This window comes from Streptomyces niveiscabiei, from assembly GCF_001419795.1.
GTDB lineage: Bacteria > Actinomycetota > Actinomycetes > Streptomycetales > Streptomycetaceae > Streptomyces > Streptomyces niveiscabiei.
In genome coordinates this window covers 1-20,065 of the sequence record NZ_LIRL01000296.1, presented here as the reverse complement: position 1 = coordinate 20,065, position 20,065 = coordinate 1, and the positions used below count along the sequence as shown (strand labels likewise).

The following is a 20,065-nucleotide window of genomic DNA, read 5'->3' as shown; positions in this document are numbered from 1 at the left end:
GCAAGCGGGCGGACGGCAGTTATTTCCCCTATAGATCGCCCTACAGTGCCCCCTACACTCCTCCCTACAGTGATCATGGGCTTGTAAAGCTCCGTCCGTGCAGCTCAGCCCATGCATCAGGGCCTGACCAGCACCTTCGGCTCCCACCTCGTTGTCTGTGGTCGTCTCGGGGGAGGGTGGCTCCGGAGCAGCACATTGCGCGGTGGGACGAATTGGAAGGGGAGAGGATCAGAAGTGGGCGGGACACGGCGGTGGCCGTACGGGTCGACGGCGCGAGCGCGTGCCCTGGTGCTGCTGGCGTTGGGCGTGGTGAAGGTGGCAACGGCCTCGCAGCTGCGCCAGCTGGTGCTGCCCGGGACGGCGGATACGCAGACGGTCCGCAACGCCTGCAAGGACCTCAAGGGTGCTGGCCTGGTGGAGTCGGTCGGGTCGACCAGCCGCCCGGGCAAGTCGGGGCATCCGGTCAACGAACAGCTGTGGAACCTCACTGCGGCAGGCCTCGCGGCGGCCGCGACCGAACTGGACCGCCCGCTGCGGGAGATGGGCGGCACCGCCCGGGACGCGGCGAAGGCCGGCGCGGCCCACGCGCTGAAGGTGACGGACACGATCGACGCGTTCCGCCAGTCCGAGCCGCTGCCCACGAAGCCGGTTCCTCGCCCCCGGCTTGCCGTCCCTGCGAGGCCGCCACGGCAGGCCGGGGTCCGTCCGGCGGGCCTGGGGAAGCTACGCGGCTGGACCACCGAGGTCGGCCTCCCGATCACGGGGACGTTCACCGCACCGGGCCGGGGCAGCCTGCGCGCGGACGCGGTGCTGATCGCCCCCGAGGACGGTGTCCCGGTGCTGTTCGTGGAGGTCGACAACCACACCGAGCCGCCCGCCCAGATAGCGGACAAGATCGCCCGCTACCGGCGGTTCTTCCATCGAGGCGTGACTGACCATCGAGGCTTCGAGGTGCCGATGTGGTCGACGCTGTGGGAGGACTCCGGCCGCGGCGGCTTCCCGCCCGTCGCGATCGTGTTCACCAAACAGGTCGGGCCGCGCATCATGCAGGAGCGCATCGGAGAGGTCGGCCGTCTGTCCCAGGAGCACTGGCAGGGCCTGTGGCACACCCATCACACTGGCCCCGAGAACGAGCATGACGGCTACCGCGACTACACCGGCACGGTCCCGGTGCTCGCCACCACCCTGGCGCTGCTGGCCGACAAGGGTCCCCACGGCCCGGTGTGGTGGCGCTACGGTCACGACCTTCTCGAGACGCTGGACCAGGCCCTCGACAACCCCGACGATCACCGTGCCTACCCAGTGCGCGACGACCAGCGTCGCGACGGCCTGCTCGGACGGCGCCATACCTGAGTGCCTTTGGTGCGGATCTGTGGTGAATGTGCTGGTGGGAGCGGCGAGTTGCAGTAGAAGCCCCTGTGTTCTCACGGGGCGTGGAGCGTAGATTGCTACACGTGATCGAGCCGCGGTGGCCGGATCGCTCGAACGACGCCCACCGCAGACCCCCACCAGGAAGGACCCGGCTGGATGACGGACATCGTCGTCGACGGCGCGCGCCGTCCCACCAACAGCGGGACCCGGTCCTGGCCGTTGCCCCGCCCCGCCATCGGCACGTACGTCTCCGGCGGTGCGGCATGAGCGACGACGGAGAGATAGCCGGCACCCCCGACCCGGCTGCCGTACGGCAGCCGCTGCCCCCTGAAGTGCCCATGCAGCGCGCGCCGGTGGAACCCGAGATGGACCCCGCCCCCGCTGCCGACGGTACGGCCGATGACTGGTGGCGTGCCGCAGCTCCCCTTCCGCCCGCCGCGCCGCCGATGCCCCCGCACAGGCCGGGCTCGGACTGGGCGCTCGAGGCAGGCCGCCCCGACCAGGGCGAGGGCGGCGACCCGGCAGGAACGTTCTGGCAAGGGGACCAAGTGCGCGGCGAGATGCGCGACACCTGGGCAACGCACGGCCAGGAGGGCATCGCGGCCGCCGTGGAGATCGGCGAGTACATCAGCGACGCGATCACCTCGCGCCTGCCCGACCCGCACGCCCCGGGCGCCAAGCCCAAGGCCGATCTGCGCTGGCTGCGGCTGAAGTACAACGTCCCCGCCATCCTGATCTCGCTGCTGGTGACCTGGCGCAGCCACACCAGCGTCGACCGGATGACTGCCTGGATCAGCGAAGACGGGATCTTCGCCCCGCTCGGGGCCGTCCTGATCTTCGCCCTGCTGCTGGGACTGCTCATGGTGCTGCCGATTGGCAGCTGGCTGGCCTCCGCATTCAGCGACCTGATCAGCTGGTTGGTCATCGCGCTGATCCGCCTGTTCGGCAAGGCGTGGTCCACCCCGGTCATCGGCTACGTGATGCGGCTGATCGTCGCCGTGGCCCTCTGGAGTTTCGCTATCTCCGTCGTCCGCGCGGTCTGGCGCGGCGCGGTGCACTTCCTGACAGGAGCATGAAATGAACGACGTCGGAGCCACCGCCGGCGGAATCGGCGCGGTCGCCTTTGGCCTGGTCCTCCTCTTCTACCAAATCGGCAGGTGGCGAGGCGGCGATCCCACGCCCAAGATCCACTTTTTCGCGGGCGTGGCGCTGGCCGCCCTGCTGTTCCTGGGTGGCGGCCTGTTCGGCGTCATGGGCGGCGCGGCTGCGGCGTTCGGCGACGGCATAGGAACTTACGCCCTGGAGGGCGCCACCGGCGCGGTTGCCAAGGCCGGAGCCCAGGGACCGGTGACCGGCGGCGAGAAGGTCGCCGTCGGCGGGGCCATAGCCGGGCTGTGCCTGCTCGCCCTGTACGCCGGGCTGATCAAGTCCGGCAGGTACGACTTGAAGGAGCCCGTTTTGCGCGGCGCCGCAGTCGGCGTGTTCCTCGGAGCGTCGGCGGGACTGATCGGGATGGCGCTCGGCCTGATCAGGACCAGCGGCAACACGGTCGGCGACATCCTGATCCACTCGATCTGAGCACGGGGGAGAGAAGGCTATGGCCAGCGGGACGCTCGGCGACGGGCGCCGCCACATCCGCGCCGAGTGGGCGCGCTGGTGGCACGGCGAGGACCTGACGGACACGCACATCGCGCACCGGCTGCTCAACGATCAGTGGCGCCAGTGGAACCAGATCCGCACGCGTTTCCGCGGCGAGGTCAACTCCAACATTGGGCTGCTCAAACAGCAGCAGCGGCTCCAGACCCAGATGCAGATGCAGCGCATGCACATGCAGAAGCGCGGCGGCGGAGGCTACGGCGGGAGATACGGCGGCTACGGCGGCTACTTCGGGGGCGGCGGCGGCTCCTCGCCGATCATCGCGTACAGGATGATGCAGTGGTCCCAGCTGTCCATGAAGATCGGGCTGGAGAGCTTCCAGCACACCGAGCTCACCTCCGACATGCTCGCCATCGGCCGGGGCCAGGCGGTCGCCGTGCGCCACCGCGCCGCGTTCGGGTGGATCCTCGGGCTGCTCGTGGTGTGGGCGGGCCTGTGGTCGCTGGCCCCGCGCGCCGGGGCCTATGTCACGGTGGCCGCCGTCCTGCTCTACCTGCTCCTCGCCTTCCAGCAGGGCCGCCGCCCGACCCGGCGCCGGCCGCCGGTGCCGCGGCTGCTGTTCACCCCGCCCGCGCCGCCCGCGCACACCGAGCTGTCCGAGGAAGCCGAGCCCGAGCCGTTCGCGATCCGGGAGGCCGGCCGTGACCCGCGCCGGGCCCGCGAGGCGGTCCAGCTCGCCCTGGCGAAGCACGGCGTGCGGGTCTCCGAGGTGCTCGTTCCCGAGGAGTTCGCGTTCGGGTGGAAGGTGCCGCTGGTCCTGGACGGCCCGGCGGCCGATCTGATGAAGGCACTGCCCAAGGTGGCGGTCACGCTGCGCGTGGGCGAGTCGCGGGTGATGGCGCAGGCCGCCGACCCCAACGACGCGGCGCTGGCCAGCATGCAGGTCCTGACCCAGGACCCGTTCGCCACACCGCAGCCCTACCCGGAGCGGGCGCCCGGCTCGTGCACCATCCGCAGCCAGGTCTCCCTCGGCATCTCTATCGAGGGCGAGACCACCCCGGTGGTGCTCGCCGGGCAGCACGTGATCGTCGTCGCGGACACCGGCGGCGGCAAGACCGCTCTGGTGCAGACCCTCGCGGAGTTCATCACGGCCTGCCGGGACGCGGTCGTGGTCGACGTCGACCCGGCCAAGCGCGGTTTGAAGACCCTCGCGCCGGCCGCCGTGATGACCGCCCGGACGCCGGAGGAGGCGGAGAAGGTCCTGGAGGCGCTGCTGGCGCGGGCCACCGCCCGGATCGCGTCCATGCCGCCGACTCAGGACATGTGGGAGCCCACCCCGGATGGGCCCGCCGTCATCTGCTTCATCGACGAGTTCCCTCAGCTGAGCGACCGGGGCAAGGAGTTGGCGATCCAGCTGCTGCGCCTCGGCCGCGAGGCGATGATCACGATCGTGCTGATGACGCAGGACGCGACCAGCGACGTCCTGTCCGACGCTGTCGCGGACGCCTTCCCCATCCGGATCATGCTGCCGTGCCGCCAGGACGACGTGCCGCTCGTGGTCGGCCAGCGCAACGCCGTGTCCAAGGGCTGGCTGCCGCACCTGCTGGTGCCCTCTCCCGAGCCTGGTTTCCCGGCGGACGCCGGACGCTTCTACTGCATCACCCCCCGGCACCGCACGCCCATCCTGCGGTACGTCACCCCGCTGCCGCCCGCCGAAGCCGACCGCCGTACGAAGGAGCGCATCGCCGCCGGGCTGCCCCGCCTGGAGACGCCCGTGAGCACGGCGCCGGCGGCGGCCGCGCTGCCGGAGACCGTCCGCCTGCTCCTCGACATCTTCGCTACCGAGCGTGATCCGGAGATGTTGACGGTCGCGGAGCTCTCCAAGCACATGGTCGCCGCCGACCCGGCCGCCTGGGGACGCTGGGAGGACCGCGACGACCGGCTCGCGATGATCGGCCGTAACCTCAAGGGCCGTTTGAAGAAAGAGGGGTTCGACATCCCCACTGTCCGCTCCGACGCACCCGGGCGACCGACCGCGTACCGGCTGTCCGACATCCGAGGCGCCCTGTCATGACCTGTCCCCGACGTGTCAGTGTCCAGTCATGGCCTGTCCATGTCCTGTCCGGCACCGTGCCCGGCCCGCCGTACGGCCTGTCGGCCTGTCCGCCGCGGTCAGGTCACCGACAGGTCGTGACCTGCAATGACGGGTCGGACACGTCGATTTGCTACCCCCGGGGAGATGGCCGATGACCGCTCAGAACCCATCTATGCACGCCCGCGCCGCCGCCGACGCGCTCGAGCGGCTTGTCCGCGACGTGCAGGCCGGCCGGGCTGAGTGGAGCCACACCCAGACCGTCCGCCAGGGCGTCGACGACCTCACCCGGCTCCACACCGCGGCCGCCACCGTCCTGCAACAGCTCGCCGCCGCGTACGGGCAGTTGAGCCGGCCCGGGCCACCCACCGACCAAGCCGTGACCGCGCTTCACCAGGCTGGCCAGTACACGACCACAGCGGTTACCCAGCTGCGCCAAGCCCGCCGTACGCTGCACTGAACGTCACGACCGAGGGGGGAACTCCCTTGCCACAGCCACGACTTCACGACCGGGAGCGAGGGACCGATGCTGCTCGCCGATGAACCGTGCGACACGATCGCCGGTGCCGCTGGGGAGTACTGCAAGGACGGCAGCAAGAACACCGGCGGCGGCAGCGACGCGCTCGACAGCCTGGACCCGCTGCACCAGCTCGCGCAGAAAGTCGCGGAAGCTGCGGACTGGACGGCCCGGCACCTCGGCACGTCCATCACCGACCGCAGCGCCGTGGACTTCACCAACCAGAACTTCCTGCAGCAGTACGCGGTCGTCTTCGCCGCTTCCACGATCCTGGTCCTGGTCCTGTGGCTGCTGGCCGTCGCCAAGCGCGCGGTGCGCGGGGTGCCGATGACGACCGCCTTCTCGGAGGCGATCGGCCTGCTGTGGATCGCGGTCGGCGCCGTGGCTTTCACCCCGCTGATCCTCTATACCGTCGTCAACGCGGTCAGCGGGGTTACCGACGTCCTGGTCTCCGCTCTCGGTGGTGAGCCCGGCGGCGTGTTCGCCTCCCTCGGTACCGCTCTGAAGGACGGCAAGATAGGCGGCGGCCCGATTATCCAGATCGTCGCCTCGCTGCTGACGATCCTGCTGTGCGGCGCCATCTGGCTGCTGCTGGTCCTGCGGGCCATGAGCCTGTACGCCGGCGCGCTGCTGGGTGTCGTCGTGTACAGCGGGCTGGTCGACAAGGACCTGTGGGGCCACATACGCCGATGGGCCGCCCTCATGGTCGGCCTGATCCTGATCGAGCCGATCGTGGTGATCATCCTTGGTCTGGCGGCGGCGCTGGAGAACACCGGTGAGCAGGGGCCGGTCGTCACCGGGCTGGGCATCTCCGCTGCCGCGCTCGGGGCCGCCGGATACCTGATCTTCAAGTTCCCCGGCTTCGGCGACAGCATCCAGGTGGCCCGCAAGGTCGCCCGCACCGGTGCCGGGGCCTCCCGCGCGGTCACCGGCACCGTAGGTGCCGCGGTTGGTGTCCAGCGCGGCATCTCCACCCACAGCGACCGCACCAGCAGTGTCAACGGCTCGCCCCGTTCCAGCACCCCCAGGCCTTCGAACCCCGCCTCCGGCGGCATCGGCGCCCACGGCAGCCGCGATCCCAAACCGAAGCCCAAGGACGACAAGTAACCCCAGGCAGCACCCACGCGACGGGCCCCGGCAGCATCTACAGGCTTCCGGGGCCCGCTCACGTCGTCCATCCGACGCGCGGTCAGCCGCGCAAGTTCACCAGAAGGGGCGAGGTGTGCTCGCCCGCCACGGACGACAGCGAGATCACCGCGTGCCCGGGCGGCACCTGGTGCGCGAGCTCGGAGGGCGACCACCGTTCCCGTTCGACCTGGCGCACCGTCACCGCCCGCTGCGTCGGAGCCTTCCCTGAGATCGCCTGCCGCAGCAGGTGCCACGCCTTGCCCCCGGCCGTCTCCGCGATGATCTGCCGGTCGGTGACGTCCCGAGCCTCGATCCACTCCTTGCCCCAGGCCTCGGCGAACTGCTGCCCGTCCCAGGAGGTGAGCCCGGACAGCGCCATCCGGCAGCCGACCGCACCCAGCAGCGGCGCCCTCAGCGCGGCCGGCACCTCATCGAGGGTGTGCAGCGCGAGCACCACGCCCGCGTTCGCCGACCGCAGCCGCTGCACGCTCCGCACGGCCTCCGTGGTGACGGCGCGGGCGGCGTCATCAAGGACCAGGCAGGCGAACAGCGAGCGGTCCTCACGGTGCACGACGCTCGTGGTGAACTGCGCCAGCAGCAGCCGGGCCAGGACCCGGGAGGCGTCGGGATGACCTCGGTCGGGCAGGTCGATCCGTACCCGCACCGGGTGATCGAGGGCCCGCAGTGAGAACGGCCGGCTCTGGCCGCTGGTGTCGAAGAAGGAGGCGAAGGAGGACCGGTCCAGCAGCGCGATCCGGTCGGCGAGCACCGCCCCTGCGTCGCCCGCCCCGGCCGACTGCCGCTCGCGGGCATCGAGTTCGCGCAGCATCGCCTCCTGGCCCGACTCCTCCAGCGACCGGCGCAGCTTCTCGATCTGCGCGGGCGCGCCGTCCAGGAGCTGCCGCAGCTCGGCAACCGCGGGGAAGCGGCCGTGGACCGCACGGAACGGACCGAGCAACTGCGCGAGCGCGGTCGCCGCCCTCCGGCTGTCCCCGCCGACCTGCTCGCTGACGAGATCGCCGACCAGGGCTTCGGCGAGCACGGCGGCAGCCTCATCCGAGTCGGTCGTGCCGCCGTACAGATCCAGGTCGTACGCAGAGGAGGGATCACCGATCCGGATCACGACGTCGTACTGCTCGCCGCCTCCCAGCGCCGCCCCGGCCGCGCCCACAACCACCACCGCGGCCCGCCCGGTGAGGGCCTGAAGGCACAGCGCTTCCGCGATCGGGCGGATCACCAACTGGGTCTTGCCCGACCCGGACGGGCCGACCACCAGCAGCGAGGTGCCCAGCACGTCCGGACCGAGGGCCAGCCCGGCCGACCGGTAGCCGTACGGGTTCTTCGGTTCGTCGACCGCCGTGCCGAGCCGCACCTGGTGGGTCAGCAGATCGTGCCGCGCGGACCGGGCGGGCAGATCCCGTGACCCGGACGGGTGCGCACACGCCGCCGCCCCCGCCTCGACAACGGCGGCGCTGAACGAGGCGAGCGGATGACGGCCGGACCGTACGGACTGCCAGGCCCGCATGATCCGGGCGTGGTCGACGTCGCCCATCAGCCCGGCACGGGCATCGGCGGCGAGCCGGTCGGCAGCCGCCCCCGCCCCGGCGGTCCGCAGCTCGGGCCATTCGGCAGGATCCTCACCCGGGGGCGGCGGCGGGAGTTCGGCCTCGGCCAGCTTGAAGCGCGGGGCGATGTACCGCCGCCACACCTCACCCCACCGCCCGATCTTGCCCGCCGCGAACAGCAGACCTCCGCCGACCAAGGCGTAGTAGCCGTAGTACGTCACCACCGTGGCCACCGGCCCGGCCTGCCCGTGCCGCCACGAGTCGGGCGTCACCAGCTCCAGCGGAAGGAACCACCACCAGCCCAGATACCCGTTGTACAGAAGCGACCAGACCATCCACGCCGCCAGCAGCGCCAACAGCGCCCCGAACACCAGCTGGCGCCCGGGCACCCGCTCCGGCTCCTCCTTCGGACGGGGCCTGTGCCCCAACCTCCAGATCCCTGGCCCGGCTTCGGGCCGCGGTGCCCGCAACCACGTGAGGAATGCCGTCCCCGGAGAAGTTGGCATTGAGCCGGGGGCATAAGGCGGCGGCGCCGGTATTCGGGACGGCGGCCCGGCCGGCGGCTCCGGCACCCGATCGCGCGGGCGCTCTCCGTCGTACCTGCCCTCGGTGTCCATGCCCCTTGCCCCCTGAACAGCTGGCTTTGTCGATCCGGCCGCCCAATCTACTGCCGCTGTGACGTGTACTCGATGGTCCGTGGCCGCAACCTCACCAGTCGCTCCCCGTGGAGCAATCCGCAGGCAGCGAGACCCCGTTGGCGAGGTGCTGAGCTATTGCCAGCGCGATACGCGCGCTGTTGTGGACCGCAGCCGCGTCAGTTTCCTCGGTAAAGAACGGATGCCGATCAACGAATGCCGTCTCGATCTTCGCGGCTTGGGCCCGCAGATCCTTCTGGGAGAGACGGTTTCCCATGACATCGGTGGAACCGAAGAAGGCTCGGATCTTCAGTCGCCGCAGGAGTTCGGTCTCCTGACGGAAGAGATGGCGGTAGTGATGGGCGTCGGTATCCCGGGCCCGCCACCCCTTCTTCTGAATCGGCCCGTGCAGATCGCCGCAGGCCGCAACGACCCGCAGAGCCGCCCAGACAACGGCGCGGGACAGCAGAGGCCGACGGGCCGTTCCTTGCAACGCCGCCCGTACGGCATCCCAGTCCTGGCTGGTTACCGACAAAGAGAGAGCGGAAGCGGACTGTTCGGCCCGTTCCAGAACGGCGCTGCGCATGCGGGGCGGGATCTCCCTGTGAGTAGAGGCATCCTGTCGAACTTGTACACGGGGATCGTGCCATTGAACCCAACAGGTGGTCCACGAATCACGGACAGGCCGATGGCGTGATCCGGCGCCCTGATCAACCACGTTGGAGGCATGGGCGGTTCGCGCCCTGCCGCCGCTCCGGGCCGGTGGCTACGCTGCCGGTATGTCGAAGCATCGTCAGTGGCCGGGCCCGAAGGGGCAGTCGTACGTTGCCGCGCCGGAGCTCCCGTCGTACGACCGGCCACCGGCCTCGGACGTGACCATCGTGCGCCGCGACGGCACCCAGGAAACCAGGCCGGCCCTGGCCCCGAAGCTGTCCCGGGGCTCGCACGATCCAGCCCGCGCCACGCCCCGGGAGACGATCAAGTCGGCGAAGAAGTGCGCGAGCTGCGACGGGGAGTTCAAGGAAGGGCAGCGCAAGCAGCGCCGGTACGACGCGTGGCGGCACATGCCCGGCGAGTGCGCCCCGGCGGCGGTCCAGCCGATCCAGCACCGTCCAACGGGCCGGAAGGTCCCGCTGCACGAGAAGGTCGCCCGCCGGTTCTGGATCCGCCGCCGCTGCCCCGTCTGCGACGCGAAGGCCGGGCAGGACTGCACCGACCCGGGCGAGGTTGGCGGCACGGCGGTCCGGCGCGAGTACGGCCATGACGAGCGGATCGAACCGATCGTGAAGGAGCGCGAGGCCGCGACGAAGGCCAAGAAGGCCCGCGAGCCGGAGGACCGGCGCACGCAGCGGGGGAGCGCGAGCATGGTCCCCCACTACCGGCTGATGAAGATCTCCTGCCCGGTGTGCCACGCCAAGCCGGATGCCGAGTGCGCGCTGCCCGCCGGATCCCACCAGGCAAGGCTGGACATCCTCAACCGCCACCTCGGTCGCATTGGCGGCCGCCGACGCCGATAGCCGCCCGCGTCAGGCGGCGGGCGGCGGGCGGCTGGCTGGAGGGCGTGGCCTGGTCGGCGGGCTGGTCCAGCTGCTGCTGGCGGCGCCGCTGCTCGTTGCGGTGTTCTTCGACGCGCTGGGTGAACTTCTTCAGCGCCTCGTCTTCCCGGCCGGGCCCGTACTCGCTGTACGGGCCGATGCCGAGCCGGACGGCGTTGGCCTCCTCCTCGATAGCGTCGGCGGTCTGCTGCAGGAAGTAGCTGCGCTCGCGGAACTTGTAGTAGCCGGTGAACATCGCGGCCACCGTGATGGCGAAGCTGATGCCGGTCAGGGTGACGCTCTGCCAGGTCAGCTCCTTGCCGGTGTCCAGGGCCGCGATCGTGGTCGTGGAGGCTGAGCCGATCATGATGAGGGTCTGCAGGCTGTTGTGGATGCGCCGGTACTTGCGGCTGTCGGCCTGGTACTGCTCGATCGCGGTGGTGACTTCCTCGCGGTATAGCTTGCGCCGGTCGTCCAGGCCCGGGTTGCTCTTGACCTTCTGCTGCCACAGCGACTCCTGCGCGGAGGCAAGCTGCGCCTCCAGGCGCTGGAGAGTCGGCACGCCCCGCCCGGCGACGCGGACGCCGACCAGCGCCAGCAGGGACATCAGGAGCAGGCTTCCGCAGACCAGATCACCCACGACGAACCGCGCCGGGTCGCCCGTGGTCAGCCAGGCGACGCCCGTGCCGGTGACGGCGGTGAGTAAGGACAGCCAGCAGATCACCGCCCCGGCGCGCCAGATGCGGTCCAGCCGCCGGCGCCGGGCGAGCTTCTCCTGGGCGTCGATGACGAGGTTGGTGGTCACCACGTAGATCCGTTCGTCGGCGTCCCGCTGGCGGGCGCGAATCCGTTCGGCTTCGTCCCGCTTACGGGCGTTGATCAGGTCGTCCGCGTCCTGGATACGGCGGGACGCGTCGTCGTCGAAGTCGCGGGCCACGGGCTCAGCGGGCGAACGCTTCGGTCAGGCTGATGCGGTAGCCGTCCTCTTCCATCAGCACGACGGTGACGCCGAACGGGTCGGGGTGGTCCAGCTCGATCGGGGCGAAGGAGAAGTTCACCGCGGCCTGGATAGGCGGCACCAGTTCGCCGCCGGGCTGCGGCGCGGGCGCCGGCCTCCAGTCCGGGGCGACCGACGCCCAGCCGTCGGCACTGCGGGACAGGAGCTGCTCGCTGTAGGGGAGCTGGTGCAGGACGTGCCCGTCGCGGGTGGCGAGCACCATGTTCAGGCACGGCGCCGGGCCGACGATCGGCAGCTCGCAGGCGATGGCGACGTCGTGGGTCTCCCAGGCGAGGACGACCTCGTCCGCGCCGGCCGCCGCGGCGACGTTCGCGAGCTCCGCGATCCCGGCGAGCGCGTCCTGGCCGACCTTGAGCGGGCGGACCCAGACCAGCCCGACCAGCTCGCCGCGCACCAGCGGCATCATCAGCGGGCGCGGCACGACCCCCTCGCCCAGCGACGCGGTGTACGTCTCCTTCGCGACGCCGACCAGTCCGTCCCACATCCGTGCTTCCACGGGAGCCCCCTGCCGTCTACTGATCTGATCACCGAACCCTGCCACGGGGTCCAAGGCCGTGTCAGCGGGATGATCAGCCAGCCCGACGATGGGAATCGCCGACCGGTTCAGGGCCGGGTGCGCAGCAGCTCGGGGACGCGGCTGGTCTGTCCGAGCCAGGTGGCGACGTCCTTGTCGATGTACTCGACCAGGCGCAGGACCTCGGTGTGGGCGTCGGCCAGGGTGAGCCGGCGGGTGTTGCCGCGGCGGTCGGTCTGGCCCGGGAGGGGAACGCCGTCGATCAGCGGTTCGTGGTGGGCGGCGCGGTTGCGCAGGGACCGGACATGGCTCGCGGTGGTGAACACCGTGGCCCGTTTGCCGCCGCTGTTCGGGAACGCCTTGTGCAGGGCCTTGCGCCACAGGGTGGAGTCGTAGTCGACGTTCTTGCGGTACGGGCCGTCGCCGCGGGTGCCGCCCTTGTCGAGCAGGTTCACCCAGCAGCCGAAGGTGGACTCCGCCACGATCTTCCCGGCCGGGACTGCCCGGAGGGTCTTGGTCGCCGGTTTCCCGGTCGCCGGGTCGGCGGGCATGGTGATGTTGCGCCAGGTGGTCTTGAAGCCGCTCATGGTGCGGTCGTCGAACAGCTCAGGGCGCGCGTACCAGGTGGCCCCGTACACGGTGGCGAGCTGCTCCGCCATGGTGTTGCGCAGGATGACCTCGGCAAGGGCGATCACCTCGCCGAAGGCGGCCGACAGGCGCACGTTCCACAGATACAACTCCATCGCGGCCGCCGGCGTGGCCGTGGCGGCGAGGAAGGGAGCCAGGCGGGGCCGGGAGATCAGCGGTTCCAGGAGCGTGAGCTGCGCCGCCGTCGGTTGTATCTGCACCCCTCTGATGTATCATGGTCGACAGATTCCCCGGTTCAGCCTCTGGCTTACGTCACGCGACCGGGGTCAGACCTTGGAAGGCCCTCACCAGCTGGTGAGGGCCTTCTGCTTTGCCGCTACACCCGCCGGGCGTCAACCGGGAGCCTCCCGCGTCGCCCGTTCGGATGGCTGGTCAGGTGCCGGGAACGTCGCTGTCGGGCCGTCGCTCCAGGCGGCGCAGCAGCAATTCCGCGCGGATGAGTGCGGCGAGGCCGGTGAGCGTGGCGGCGAGCATGACGAGCCAGGCAGCGGCCTGCCACGTCGATTCGGTGCGCAGCACGTGCGGCGTGAACACCGCCATCACGACGGCGAGCACACTGATCGCGGCCAGCCAGACGAGTCTCATCACGTTCTCCTTCGGGTGTCGTCAGGACGGGTCGGCCGGCGCCTTCTTCGGACGCAGGGTGTCGAGCAGTCGCGGCGACAGGGCCTGCGGCAGGAGCCACAGGCCCGTGATGCCGATGATCGTGACCATGACGGTCAGCAAGATGGCGATGACGTCCTGGTGGGCGGAGCCGAAGTAGCCGGCCATCAGGGACAGGGCGAAGACGAAGACCATCATGAACCGCCAGTGCTTGCGGCCCAGGAGGAACGGGCGGTCGTCGGTGCTCCACCACCAGGACGTGCTGGACATCGTGGTGAAGCTGAACGCGGCGAGCGGGACGACGATCGGCAGCCAGAAGCGCAGGTCGTCGTCGGCGGGCAGCTGCTGGCCCCAGCGGTCGCCCGCGTGGTGCAGGAACCACAGGTACAGCGGGATGCTCACGAGCGCGTACAGCCACAGCAGCACCCACATCGCCCAGTCCGCCGGGCCGGTCTTCCCCTTCGCCATGGTCACGACGGTAGTGACCAGCGCTCGGGCCGGTGCGTGTTCGTGAGAACCAGCCACCAATCCGGCCAGAACGCCCGGCCCGAACCCCCTAGAACACGCGTCGTACGGTGTTTGTACGGTAGAAGTACGCGAACCTTACGGTTCATGGGGTAGAGTGTGGGTCAGGAGGTGTTCCATGTCCGAGATGTTCGACGCGGTCGACGCGCTGGTCGCGTCCCGCTCTCCGCTGCCGCCGGCGGAGGAGCGCAAGCGGCTGCGGGTCGCGCACGGCCTGACGCTGGACGACGTCGCCGGTGCGCTGAAGGTGCGCCGGGCCACGGTGTCCGCGTGGGAGTCGGCGCGGAAGCCGACCGAGCCGCGCGGCCCCGAGCGTGAGGCGTACGCGCGGCTGCTCCAGCAGCTCGCGGCGCTCTACCCGGCCCCGGTGCCCGCCACGTTCACCGGCGCGCCCGCCGACCCGGCGGAAGCCGGGACTCTGTCCACCGGTCCAGCCCCCGACGTTGCGGTCATGACCGCAACCGAGAACACCCAGACCCCTGTCCCGGTCCCCGCTGCTCCGGCCGCTGCGACCCGCCCGGCGAGCACCACCAGGAGCACGTCGACGTCCCGCCGTCCCGCCGCGAAGAAGGCGGCCCCCGCCAACACCCCGGCGGGCGGCACCGACCCGCGGTTCGAGAACGGCCCGCTCGCGGTCGTCGACGTCGACGACGACAAGAAGGTGCTGGCGTACTGCGTCGGCGGCCTGGTCCTGGACGTGCCCGCCAAGTCCCTGCCGTCCCTGGTCGACTGGACGCTCAGGGAGGCGAAGCTCGGGCAGCCGAAGCTGTCCGGGCCGGGCAAGCCGGCCGACCCGCTGATCGTGCTCACCGAGGCTGCCCTGGAGCGCTACGGCCTGCCCGTCGCCCTCACGGAGGAGCAGCGGCTCGCGGGGCGGATCCCGGAGGGCCACAAGGTCATCAAGCAGCTGACCCGCGCCGACTGGCAGCTCACGAAGCGCGGGTTCGGGCCGTGGGCGCGGATCTACCGCCCGGCCAAGGGCTCGGAGCGCCAGTGCGTGCAGCTGTGCATCCCGTCGTGGAACGGGCTGGACCCCAGGTTCTGGGGCGACGCCGCGCAGCTTCCTCCGGCGGAGCTCGCCCGCGTCCTGGGCGTGTACGCGGCCCGGGTGATGACGCCGCGCGGCTCCACCGCCGTCACCAGCCTGGAGCTGATGACCGCGCTGCACCCGCCGACCTACGCCGTCCGCGATGAGGAGACCGGCGTCCTGCGCCAGGCCGACGACAAGACCCCCGGCTCGCTGGGCAAGGACGCCATCGACCCGATGGACTGGCCGCCGTGCGAGGTCCCCGACAATCACCCGGTCCTCAAGGACCTGCCCCGGTTCCACGTGCGCGGCCCGGCGGAGAAGCTGTTCGAGGAGGCGTTCGACTGGGCGCGGCCGATGACGGACGACGAATGCCTGCGCCGCCACTTGGTCGGCCTGGACGTCAACATGGCGTTCGCCGCCGGAGCGAACGGGCTGACCGTCGGCCTCGGAGGAGCCACGCACGTCACCGGCCCGGTCTTCGACCCGAAGCTGCCCGGCTCGTGGCTGGTGGACCTGTCCCACGTCGACCTGTCGCGCGTGAAGGTCGGCAAGGAGTGGGTGGAGCTGGACGGCAGCCTGCTGCCGAACCCGTTCACGCCGAAGGGTGAGCGCCCGACCGGCCCGGCCTGGTACGCGACGCCGACCGTCGCGTACGCGGTGGAGCTCGGCTACGAGGTGCGCCCGACCGAGGCGTGGGTGCGGTACGACAACGGCCGCTACCTGGACGGCTGGTACAACCGGCTGCGCGACGCCTACCTCGCCACGATGGCCGACCTCGGCGTCGACGCCGACCTCGCCCCCGAGGACTTCCTGACGGCGATGAACGGCTACAAGGCCCGCGACCCGGAGATGGCGATCGTCGTCTCGGCGGTCAAGGCGACGGTGAAGGGCGGCCTGGGCAAGCTGCGCGAGCGCCCGCGCAACGAGGGCTGGAAGGCCGGCGAGCCGTGGCGCGCCCTGTCCCGCCCGACGTGGCGGCCGGACATCCGGGCGGCGGTCATCTCCCGCACCCGCATCAACCTGCACCGCAAGATCGTCAAGCACGCGGCGTTCACCGGGCAGTACCCCATCGCGATCATGTCCGACTGCGTCGTCTACGCGGCCGACGGACCGAGCCCGCTGGACTTCCTGCCCTACCGGGAGGGCAAGCCGCTGCCCGGCGGCTTCAAGCTCGGCGTCAACCCCGGCCTGGTCAAGCACGAGGGCACCCAGGACGTCCTGTGGGGCGAAGAGGTTCGCGAGCGGTTCAACGCGCCGCAGCTCAACCTCGCCCGGTACATCAAGGACGGCACCGTCACCAACGTCGACAACGGCGAGTAGGGGAGTAGACAGGCATGAGCGTGTTCGGGGACGGCCTGGACAAGGCGGTGCAGAAAGCGTTCACCCGCCCCGCACCCAAGTCCGCGGGCCCGCAGATGCGGTACATGGTCAAGCAGCTCGGTGGCACGAAGGCGGTCGCCGACCTGCTCGGCATGTCCCAGCGGCAGGTGGAGCGGTACGTGGCGGGCAAGGCCAAGAGGCCGCGCGCCGACCTCGCCGCCCGCCTGGAGCGCGAGGTTTCCAAGCGGTGGCAGCCCCAGATCCGGGCCAAGGCCCGGCAGAAGGCCGCGACGACCGGCGGCATCGTCATCGACGCCCGCGCCCGCATGGGCTACACCGCGCCGATCGGGTCGACGGACCAGGACCGCGTCCGGCACCTGACCGTCGCCCTGCCGCCCCGCTACGCCGCGCGTCTCTTCGACGCCCAGGAGGCCGGCGCCACCGACGATGCGCTGAAGGAGATCGCGGCCGAAGCGCTCAAGGAGGTCTACTTCCAGGACAACGGCCGCCGCGCAGGCTCCCTGGAGGAGGTCCGGTTCACCGACGTCGAACACGTCGAGTTCGACCTGTAGACGCGCCCCGAACAGCCCGCGAGCCCGGACCAGTTGGTCCGGGCTCGCTCGCGCATCCGCGGGGGAGCGGATGTTCATGCACGCGATGCCATGCCCAACGAGGGCGGCGCGCCCGGGTCACCGGCTCCGTGCGCGGCCCGTCCGGGGTCGCGGCGCCCGGAATCTGTCCACAGGTGATCCGTGATCCCTAGGAGGTATGAGCGAGCACGAGCAGCAGCCGGCCCCGAGCCGCGGCAAGGTCCTGGAAGCCCTCACGCGGGCGGAGCGGAAGGTCGTCACCCGGCCCGCGCCGAAATCCGCGAAGGCTCAGGTGAAATTCCTCCTCACGCGGGCGAAGGGGTCGACCAAGGCCCTGGCGGAGCGCCTGGGCGTCTCGCGCCGGACAGTGGAGCGCTACCGCGCCGGGTCGCTGAAGACCCCTCAGAAGCGCCTCCAGGCGGCCCTGGTGGAGGAGACGGAATCCGAGTGGCAACCGCAGGTCAGGGCGCAAGCGCGCGAACAGGCGTCCACGTCCAGCGGGATGATGGTGGAGGTGACCGCGTACTTCGGATTCACGGCCTCGGGCAGCTCCGACGACGGCCGCATCCGCACCATCACCACCCCAATCTCGCCCACCTACGTGCGGCAGATCCTGGATCTACAGGAGGCCGGAGCGACGGAGGAGGATCTGCATCCGATCGTCGCGGATGCCATAACCGAGTCCTATTTCACGGAATGGGGCACCCGCGCCGATGGACTGCGCGCAGATTTCACGCATGTTCAGGCCATCGAGTTCCTGTTCTGACACGGCCGAATTCCGGGCCTGCTATGAAACAATCCGGCGGGCCGTCGTACAGCGCTCTGACGGCGGCCCGCTTTCGAATCCGCACCACGAATACGAGGCCGATGATGACCACGCCCTGGCCGCCCCGGCGCACTGCGCGCCGTCCGCTCGCCCCGCGCGTCGCCGCGCCCCGGGAGCCGGTCGACCCGGCCCGCATCGGCCGCCGCGTCGTACGGCGGCGGGCGAAGGGGATGGACGCCGGCGCCGTCGCGGCGGCCCTCGAGGACGCCCGGTTCGACGCACGGCAGGACTCCCGGCGCGAAGACCTGGCGGACGACGTCCGCGGCCCCGCGGAGCTTGCGGAGTGGGAGCGCATCGCGCAGCTGCTCGCCGACGCGGCGCTGGGCACCGTCTACGACCCGGACACCGACCCGCACGTTCGGGAGGAGCTCGCCGCCGAAGCCGCGGCCGCCGCCGCCCGGGAAGCCGAGCTGCGCGAGGCCGCGCGGATCGCGGCCCGCGCCGATGAGCTCCAGGCGCTGCGCGAGCTCGGCACCCTGGAGCAGACCGAGCCCCGCGACGGGGATGAAGCCGCCCGCGATGAACTCACCCGGCGAGCCGGCGGGTACGTCCAGGCCGACGTCGACGCCTGGCTCGCCCACGCCCTCGCCGCGCACCTCGGGCACTACCGCGACCCGGCCGCCCGCGAGGCCGCCGCCGGCCTTCTCACCCCGCCGGTCCTCGCGCACGCCGCGCTGCTCGCCGAACTCGCCCGCCTGGTTCCCGGCGTCGACGTCGACCAGCTGGCGTTCGCGGCCCGGCTCGCCACCACCGAACCCGAAGCCGTTGGTGCCCTCGCGGTGTTCCTCGCCCGCGTCCGGCCGTAGCGCACGGGTCGCGGTTCGCTCTGGCGCGCTTCGACCTCACGCCCCGCGACCTCACAGGCTCACAGGTCGCCGGGCGGAACCTGTGACATCCCTGGACACCAGACGACCGAAACGCCCTGTTCACCCTGTTCGCCTGTGAGCCCGGAACTCCGTTTCCCCAGGCAGGCGCGTTTCGGCGAGAGAACCTGTGAGCCTGTGACACGGAGGAGAGCCCAACTCCCACCGTAGTCACCGAGAGTGACGCCGGCACTGTCACGCCCGGTGTCACGCTGCTGTCACGCACCCCCCTGATCCGGGTGTCACGCTGGCCCCTCGGGCCCGGAATCCCGGGCCCGAGGCCCGTTTCGGGGCTCTCCGCGCAGCGTGACAGCGTTCCCGGGCGCGGATGCGGACCGTAGCCGCAGCCCCGCCCGCCGATCGGCTGCGCGGCCGTCGGCCTCCCTGGGAGAATCGCCCGGTGACGATCACCGACCCGACCACGGCCGCGCTCTACGCCCAGGCTCTGCAGGCCACCATCGACGATCCGGGCCGGTGCGTCGTGCCGTGGGGCGTGTGCCCCGAGCACGGCGGCACGCTGAAGTCGAGCGGCAACCGCACCTGGTGCATGGACTTCACCTGCTTCAACTCGTGGGAGTACGACCGGCTGGACGCTCCGTGCCCGGAGCCGGCCACCCACACCGTCCGGTCCGACAGCGGCGGCCAGTACGCGGTGTGCGACGGCCACGCGATGACCGCCCGCCTCCAGATCACAGGCGGCCAGGTCCTGCCCGGCACCCCGGCCTGAACAGTCCGGCCCAACCTGTGTCATCAACCCCCCGTTTCCCCAGGTGGACACGCTCATCTGTGTCACTGTTCAGCTGATCTGTGTCATCGGGCAGCAGGCAGGGACCAGGACCCAGCACCGGTCCCAGAACCTGGGTCCTGGGTCCCGCCACCCTCGTACGAGCCGGGTTCGTCCGGAGTGGTCCCCCAGGGCCCCAGGCGGCCGATACCGTGGGAGCAGACGCCAGTTCTGCCCTCTGGAGCCCTCGATGAGCGAACAGCCGGCCGCCTCCGCCGACCACGCCCGGCAGCAGCTGGAGCCCGACACCGCCGACGGACTGCGCGCGTACGCGGCCAAGACCCGCGAGAGCGCCGACCAGCTCGCCGCCGTCTTGGAGGACATCGCCGCCAACGGCCTGCCCTCGGTGGAGGACTGCACGCCGTGGGAGGAACTGCGCGAGAAGCACCTCGCCCGGCTCGCAGCCCAGCGCCCGGCCGTCGCCTGATGCCCCCGCAGCACGGCCCCCGCCGCGCCCGGATCGCGTTCTCCGACTCCGCCGCCAAGCAGCTGGAGCAGATCACCAGCGAGGCGGAGATCCACGCCCTGGACCGCGCCCTGGTCGTCATCTCCGTCGACCCCGACATCGGCGAGCCGATCCCCGGCGACGCCTCCGGCCCGCAGCTACGCCAGTACGCCGACGAAGTCGAGCGCGTACGCCTCCTGTACTGGGTCACCGCCCTGCGGACCGTCGTAGTCGTCGCCTACATCGAGGTCTAGCCGCCGAAGGAGCCCGCGTGCCCTCCCTCGTCCAGCAGCTCTCCGCCGACCGCCAGCTCACCGCGCTGCGCACCGTCGTGCAGTGCAAGGCGAAGTCGACGGCCCTCCGCGAAGGTCCGGCCGCGGGCGACGGGCCCGGCACGGCCTGGGTCGCGTTCCTGTGCCCCGCACACTCCGAGGGCCTGCCCGGGTGGCCGGCCACCCGG

21 protein-coding genes and 1 pseudogene are annotated in these 20,065 nt (G+C 71.1%); 15 read left to right on the top strand and 7 right to left on the bottom strand.

Annotated elements, in window-relative coordinates; genetic code table 11:
* The first annotated feature begins 234 nt into the window (after positions 1–234).
* The 6 genes from AOK24_RS15425 to AOK24_RS15400 all read left to right on the top strand — a co-directional run bounded on the left by AOK24_RS15425 (position 235) and on the right by AOK24_RS15400 (position 6,683).
* Positions 235–1,353 carry a replication-relaxation family protein gene (locus AOK24_RS15425; RefSeq protein WP_159051882.1) on the top strand — a complete coding sequence of 373 codons (1,119 nt, stop codon included), beginning with the start codon at positions 235–237 and terminating at the stop codon, positions 1,351–1,353.
* Between the two features lie 281 nt (positions 1,354–1,634).
* The gene (locus AOK24_RS15420; protein WP_159051881.1) at positions 1,635–2,447 is read left to right on the top strand and encodes a hypothetical protein; all 813 of its coding nucleotides are present in this window, start codon (positions 1,635–1,637) and stop codon (positions 2,445–2,447) included.
* Between the two features lies 1 nt (position 2,448).
* Positions 2,449–2,949: a hypothetical protein gene (locus tag AOK24_RS15415; RefSeq protein WP_055720639.1), complete on the top strand. Its 501-nt coding sequence runs from the start codon at positions 2,449–2,451 to the stop codon at positions 2,947–2,949.
* A gap of 19 nt (positions 2,950–2,968) precedes the next feature.
* Positions 2,969–5,041: a P-loop NTPase family protein gene (locus tag AOK24_RS15410; RefSeq protein ID WP_055720638.1), complete on the top strand. Its 2,073-nt coding sequence runs from the start codon at positions 2,969–2,971 to the stop codon at positions 5,039–5,041.
* A gap of 172 nt (positions 5,042–5,213) precedes the next feature.
* Positions 5,214–5,519: a hypothetical protein gene (locus AOK24_RS15405; RefSeq protein WP_159051880.1), complete on the top strand. Its 306-nt coding sequence runs from the start codon at positions 5,214–5,216 to the stop codon at positions 5,517–5,519.
* A gap of 66 nt (positions 5,520–5,585) precedes the next feature.
* On the top strand, positions 5,586–6,683 hold the full coding sequence (locus AOK24_RS15400) for a hypothetical protein (protein ID WP_055720636.1): 1,098 nt from the start codon (positions 5,586–5,588) through the stop codon (positions 6,681–6,683).
* An 82-nt stretch (positions 6,684–6,765) separates the two neighbouring features.
* Here AOK24_RS15400 and AOK24_RS15395 read toward each other — a convergent pair whose 3' ends face one another.
* Both AOK24_RS15395 and AOK24_RS15390 read right to left on the bottom strand, forming a co-directional pair.
* Positions 6,766–8,886, bottom strand: a complete 2,121-nt coding sequence (locus tag AOK24_RS15395) for a type IV secretory system conjugative DNA transfer family protein (protein ID WP_055720635.1) — start codon at positions 8,884–8,886, stop codon at positions 6,766–6,768.
* Between the two features lie 91 nt (positions 8,887–8,977).
* Complete coding sequence (locus tag AOK24_RS15390; protein WP_055720634.1) at positions 8,978–9,490, bottom strand: hypothetical protein; 513 nt, start codon at positions 9,488–9,490, stop codon at positions 8,978–8,980.
* 193 nt (positions 9,491–9,683) lie between these two features.
* Here AOK24_RS15390 and AOK24_RS15385 point away from each other — a divergent pair, with 193 nt between their 5' ends.
* Positions 9,684–10,421, top strand: a complete 738-nt coding sequence (locus AOK24_RS15385) for a hypothetical protein (protein ID WP_159051879.1) — start codon at positions 9,684–9,686, stop codon at positions 10,419–10,421.
* Here AOK24_RS15385 and AOK24_RS50660 read toward each other — a convergent pair.
* From AOK24_RS50660 to AOK24_RS15360, 5 genes are all read right to left on the bottom strand, one after another.
* Positions 10,378–11,376: a DUF4231 domain-containing protein gene (locus AOK24_RS50660; protein ID WP_240553924.1), complete on the bottom strand. Its 999-nt coding sequence runs from the start codon at positions 11,374–11,376 to the stop codon at positions 10,378–10,380. The two genes, AOK24_RS15385 and AOK24_RS50660, sit on opposite strands and share 44 nt — an antisense overlap.
* Positions 11,377–11,380: 4 nt before the next feature.
* Positions 11,381–11,941, bottom strand: a complete 561-nt coding sequence (locus tag AOK24_RS15375) for a hypothetical protein (protein WP_107103965.1) — start codon at positions 11,939–11,941, stop codon at positions 11,381–11,383.
* 119 nt (positions 11,942–12,060) lie between these two features.
* Positions 12,061–12,819, bottom strand: a complete 759-nt coding sequence (locus AOK24_RS15370) for an Abi family protein (RefSeq protein ID WP_055720631.1) — start codon at positions 12,817–12,819, stop codon at positions 12,061–12,063.
* A 172-nt stretch (positions 12,820–12,991) separates the two neighbouring features.
* Entirely contained in the window at positions 12,992–13,204 is a 213-nt protein-coding gene (locus AOK24_RS15365) for a hypothetical protein (protein WP_055720630.1), read from the bottom strand.
* Between the two features lie 21 nt (positions 13,205–13,225).
* Entirely contained in the window at positions 13,226–13,690 is a 465-nt protein-coding gene (locus AOK24_RS15360) for a hypothetical protein (RefSeq protein ID WP_055720654.1), read from the bottom strand.
* A 175-nt stretch (positions 13,691–13,865) separates the two neighbouring features.
* On the opposite strand from AOK24_RS15360, the gene tap reads away from it, so the two are divergent.
* The 8 genes and pseudogenes from tap to AOK24_RS15320 all read left to right on the top strand — a co-directional run.
* Positions 13,866–16,097: a telomere-associated protein Tap gene (gene tap, locus AOK24_RS15355; protein ID WP_055720629.1), complete on the top strand. Its 2,232-nt coding sequence runs from the start codon at positions 13,866–13,868 to the stop codon at positions 16,095–16,097.
* Positions 16,098–16,111: 14 nt separating this feature from the next.
* The gene (gene tpg, locus AOK24_RS15350) at positions 16,112–16,669 is read left to right on the top strand and encodes a telomere-protecting terminal protein Tpg (RefSeq protein ID WP_055720628.1); all 558 of its coding nucleotides are present in this window, start codon (positions 16,112–16,114) and stop codon (positions 16,667–16,669) included.
* Between the two features lie 196 nt (positions 16,670–16,865).
* The gene (gene tpg, locus AOK24_RS15345) at positions 16,866–17,453 is read left to right on the top strand and encodes a telomere-protecting terminal protein Tpg (protein WP_055720627.1); all 588 of its coding nucleotides are present in this window, start codon (positions 16,866–16,868) and stop codon (positions 17,451–17,453) included.
* A 104-nt stretch (positions 17,454–17,557) separates the two neighbouring features.
* A complete protein-coding gene (locus AOK24_RS15340; protein ID WP_055720653.1) occupies positions 17,558–18,319 on the top strand; it encodes a hypothetical protein in 762 nt (253 codons plus the stop codon).
* 457 nt (positions 18,320–18,776) lie between these two features.
* A complete protein-coding gene (locus AOK24_RS15335) occupies positions 18,777–19,103 on the top strand; it encodes a hypothetical protein (RefSeq protein WP_055720626.1) in 327 nt (108 codons plus the stop codon).
* 247 nt (positions 19,104–19,350) lie between these two features.
* Entirely contained in the window at positions 19,351–19,587 is a 237-nt protein-coding gene (locus tag AOK24_RS15330; RefSeq protein WP_055720625.1) for a hypothetical protein, read from the top strand.
* Positions 19,587–19,859 carry a hypothetical protein gene (locus AOK24_RS15325; RefSeq protein WP_055720624.1) on the top strand — a complete coding sequence of 91 codons (273 nt, stop codon included), beginning with the start codon at positions 19,587–19,589 and terminating at the stop codon, positions 19,857–19,859. Before AOK24_RS15330 ends, AOK24_RS15325 begins: the two co-directional genes overlap by 1 nt.
* A 17-nt stretch (positions 19,860–19,876) precedes the next feature.
* Positions 19,877–20,065, top strand: a pseudogene (locus AOK24_RS15320) (hypothetical protein); the annotation flags it as partial.

Bases quoted from the DNA above. Each gene is read 5' to 3' on its own strand.
- AOK24_RS15365 (WP_055720630.1), bottom strand. From the start codon at position 13,204: ATGAGACTCGTCTGGCTGGCCGCGATCAGTGTGCTCGCCGTCGTGATG.
- AOK24_RS15395 (WP_055720635.1), bottom strand. From the start codon at position 8,886: ATGGACACCGAGGGCAGGTACGACGGAGAGCGCCCGCGCGATCGGGTG.
- AOK24_RS15330 (WP_055720625.1), top strand. From the start codon at position 19,351: ATGAGCGAACAGCCGGCCGCCTCCGCCGACCACGCCCGGCAGCAGCTG.
- AOK24_RS15325 (WP_055720624.1), top strand. From the start codon at position 19,587: ATGCCCCCGCAGCACGGCCCCCGCCGCGCCCGGATCGCGTTCTCCGAC.
- AOK24_RS15390 (WP_055720634.1), bottom strand. From the start codon at position 9,490: ATGCGCAGCGCCGTTCTGGAACGGGCCGAACAGTCCGCTTCCGCTCTC.
- AOK24_RS15415 (WP_055720639.1), top strand. From the start codon at position 2,449: ATGAACGACGTCGGAGCCACCGCCGGCGGAATCGGCGCGGTCGCCTTT.
- AOK24_RS15340 (WP_055720653.1), top strand. From the start codon at position 17,558: ATGACCACGCCCTGGCCGCCCCGGCGCACTGCGCGCCGTCCGCTCGCC.
- tpg (WP_055720627.1), top strand. From the start codon at position 16,866: ATGAGCGAGCACGAGCAGCAGCCGGCCCCGAGCCGCGGCAAGGTCCTG.
- AOK24_RS15405 (WP_159051880.1), top strand. From the start codon at position 5,214: ATGACCGCTCAGAACCCATCTATGCACGCCCGCGCCGCCGCCGACGCG.
- AOK24_RS15400 (WP_055720636.1), top strand. From the start codon at position 5,586: ATGCTGCTCGCCGATGAACCGTGCGACACGATCGCCGGTGCCGCTGGG.
- AOK24_RS15360 (WP_055720654.1), bottom strand. From the start codon at position 13,690: ATGGCGAAGGGGAAGACCGGCCCGGCGGACTGGGCGATGTGGGTGCTG.
- tpg (WP_055720628.1), top strand. From the start codon at position 16,112: ATGAGCGTGTTCGGGGACGGCCTGGACAAGGCGGTGCAGAAAGCGTTC.
- AOK24_RS15410 (WP_055720638.1), top strand. From the start codon at position 2,969: ATGGCCAGCGGGACGCTCGGCGACGGGCGCCGCCACATCCGCGCCGAG.
- AOK24_RS15375 (WP_107103965.1), bottom strand. From the start codon at position 11,941: ATGTGGGACGGACTGGTCGGCGTCGCGAAGGAGACGTACACCGCGTCG.
- AOK24_RS15385 (WP_159051879.1), top strand. From the start codon at position 9,684: ATGTCGAAGCATCGTCAGTGGCCGGGCCCGAAGGGGCAGTCGTACGTT.
- AOK24_RS15420 (WP_159051881.1), top strand. From the start codon at position 1,635: ATGAGCGACGACGGAGAGATAGCCGGCACCCCCGACCCGGCTGCCGTA.
- tap (WP_055720629.1), top strand. From the start codon at position 13,866: ATGTCCGAGATGTTCGACGCGGTCGACGCGCTGGTCGCGTCCCGCTCT.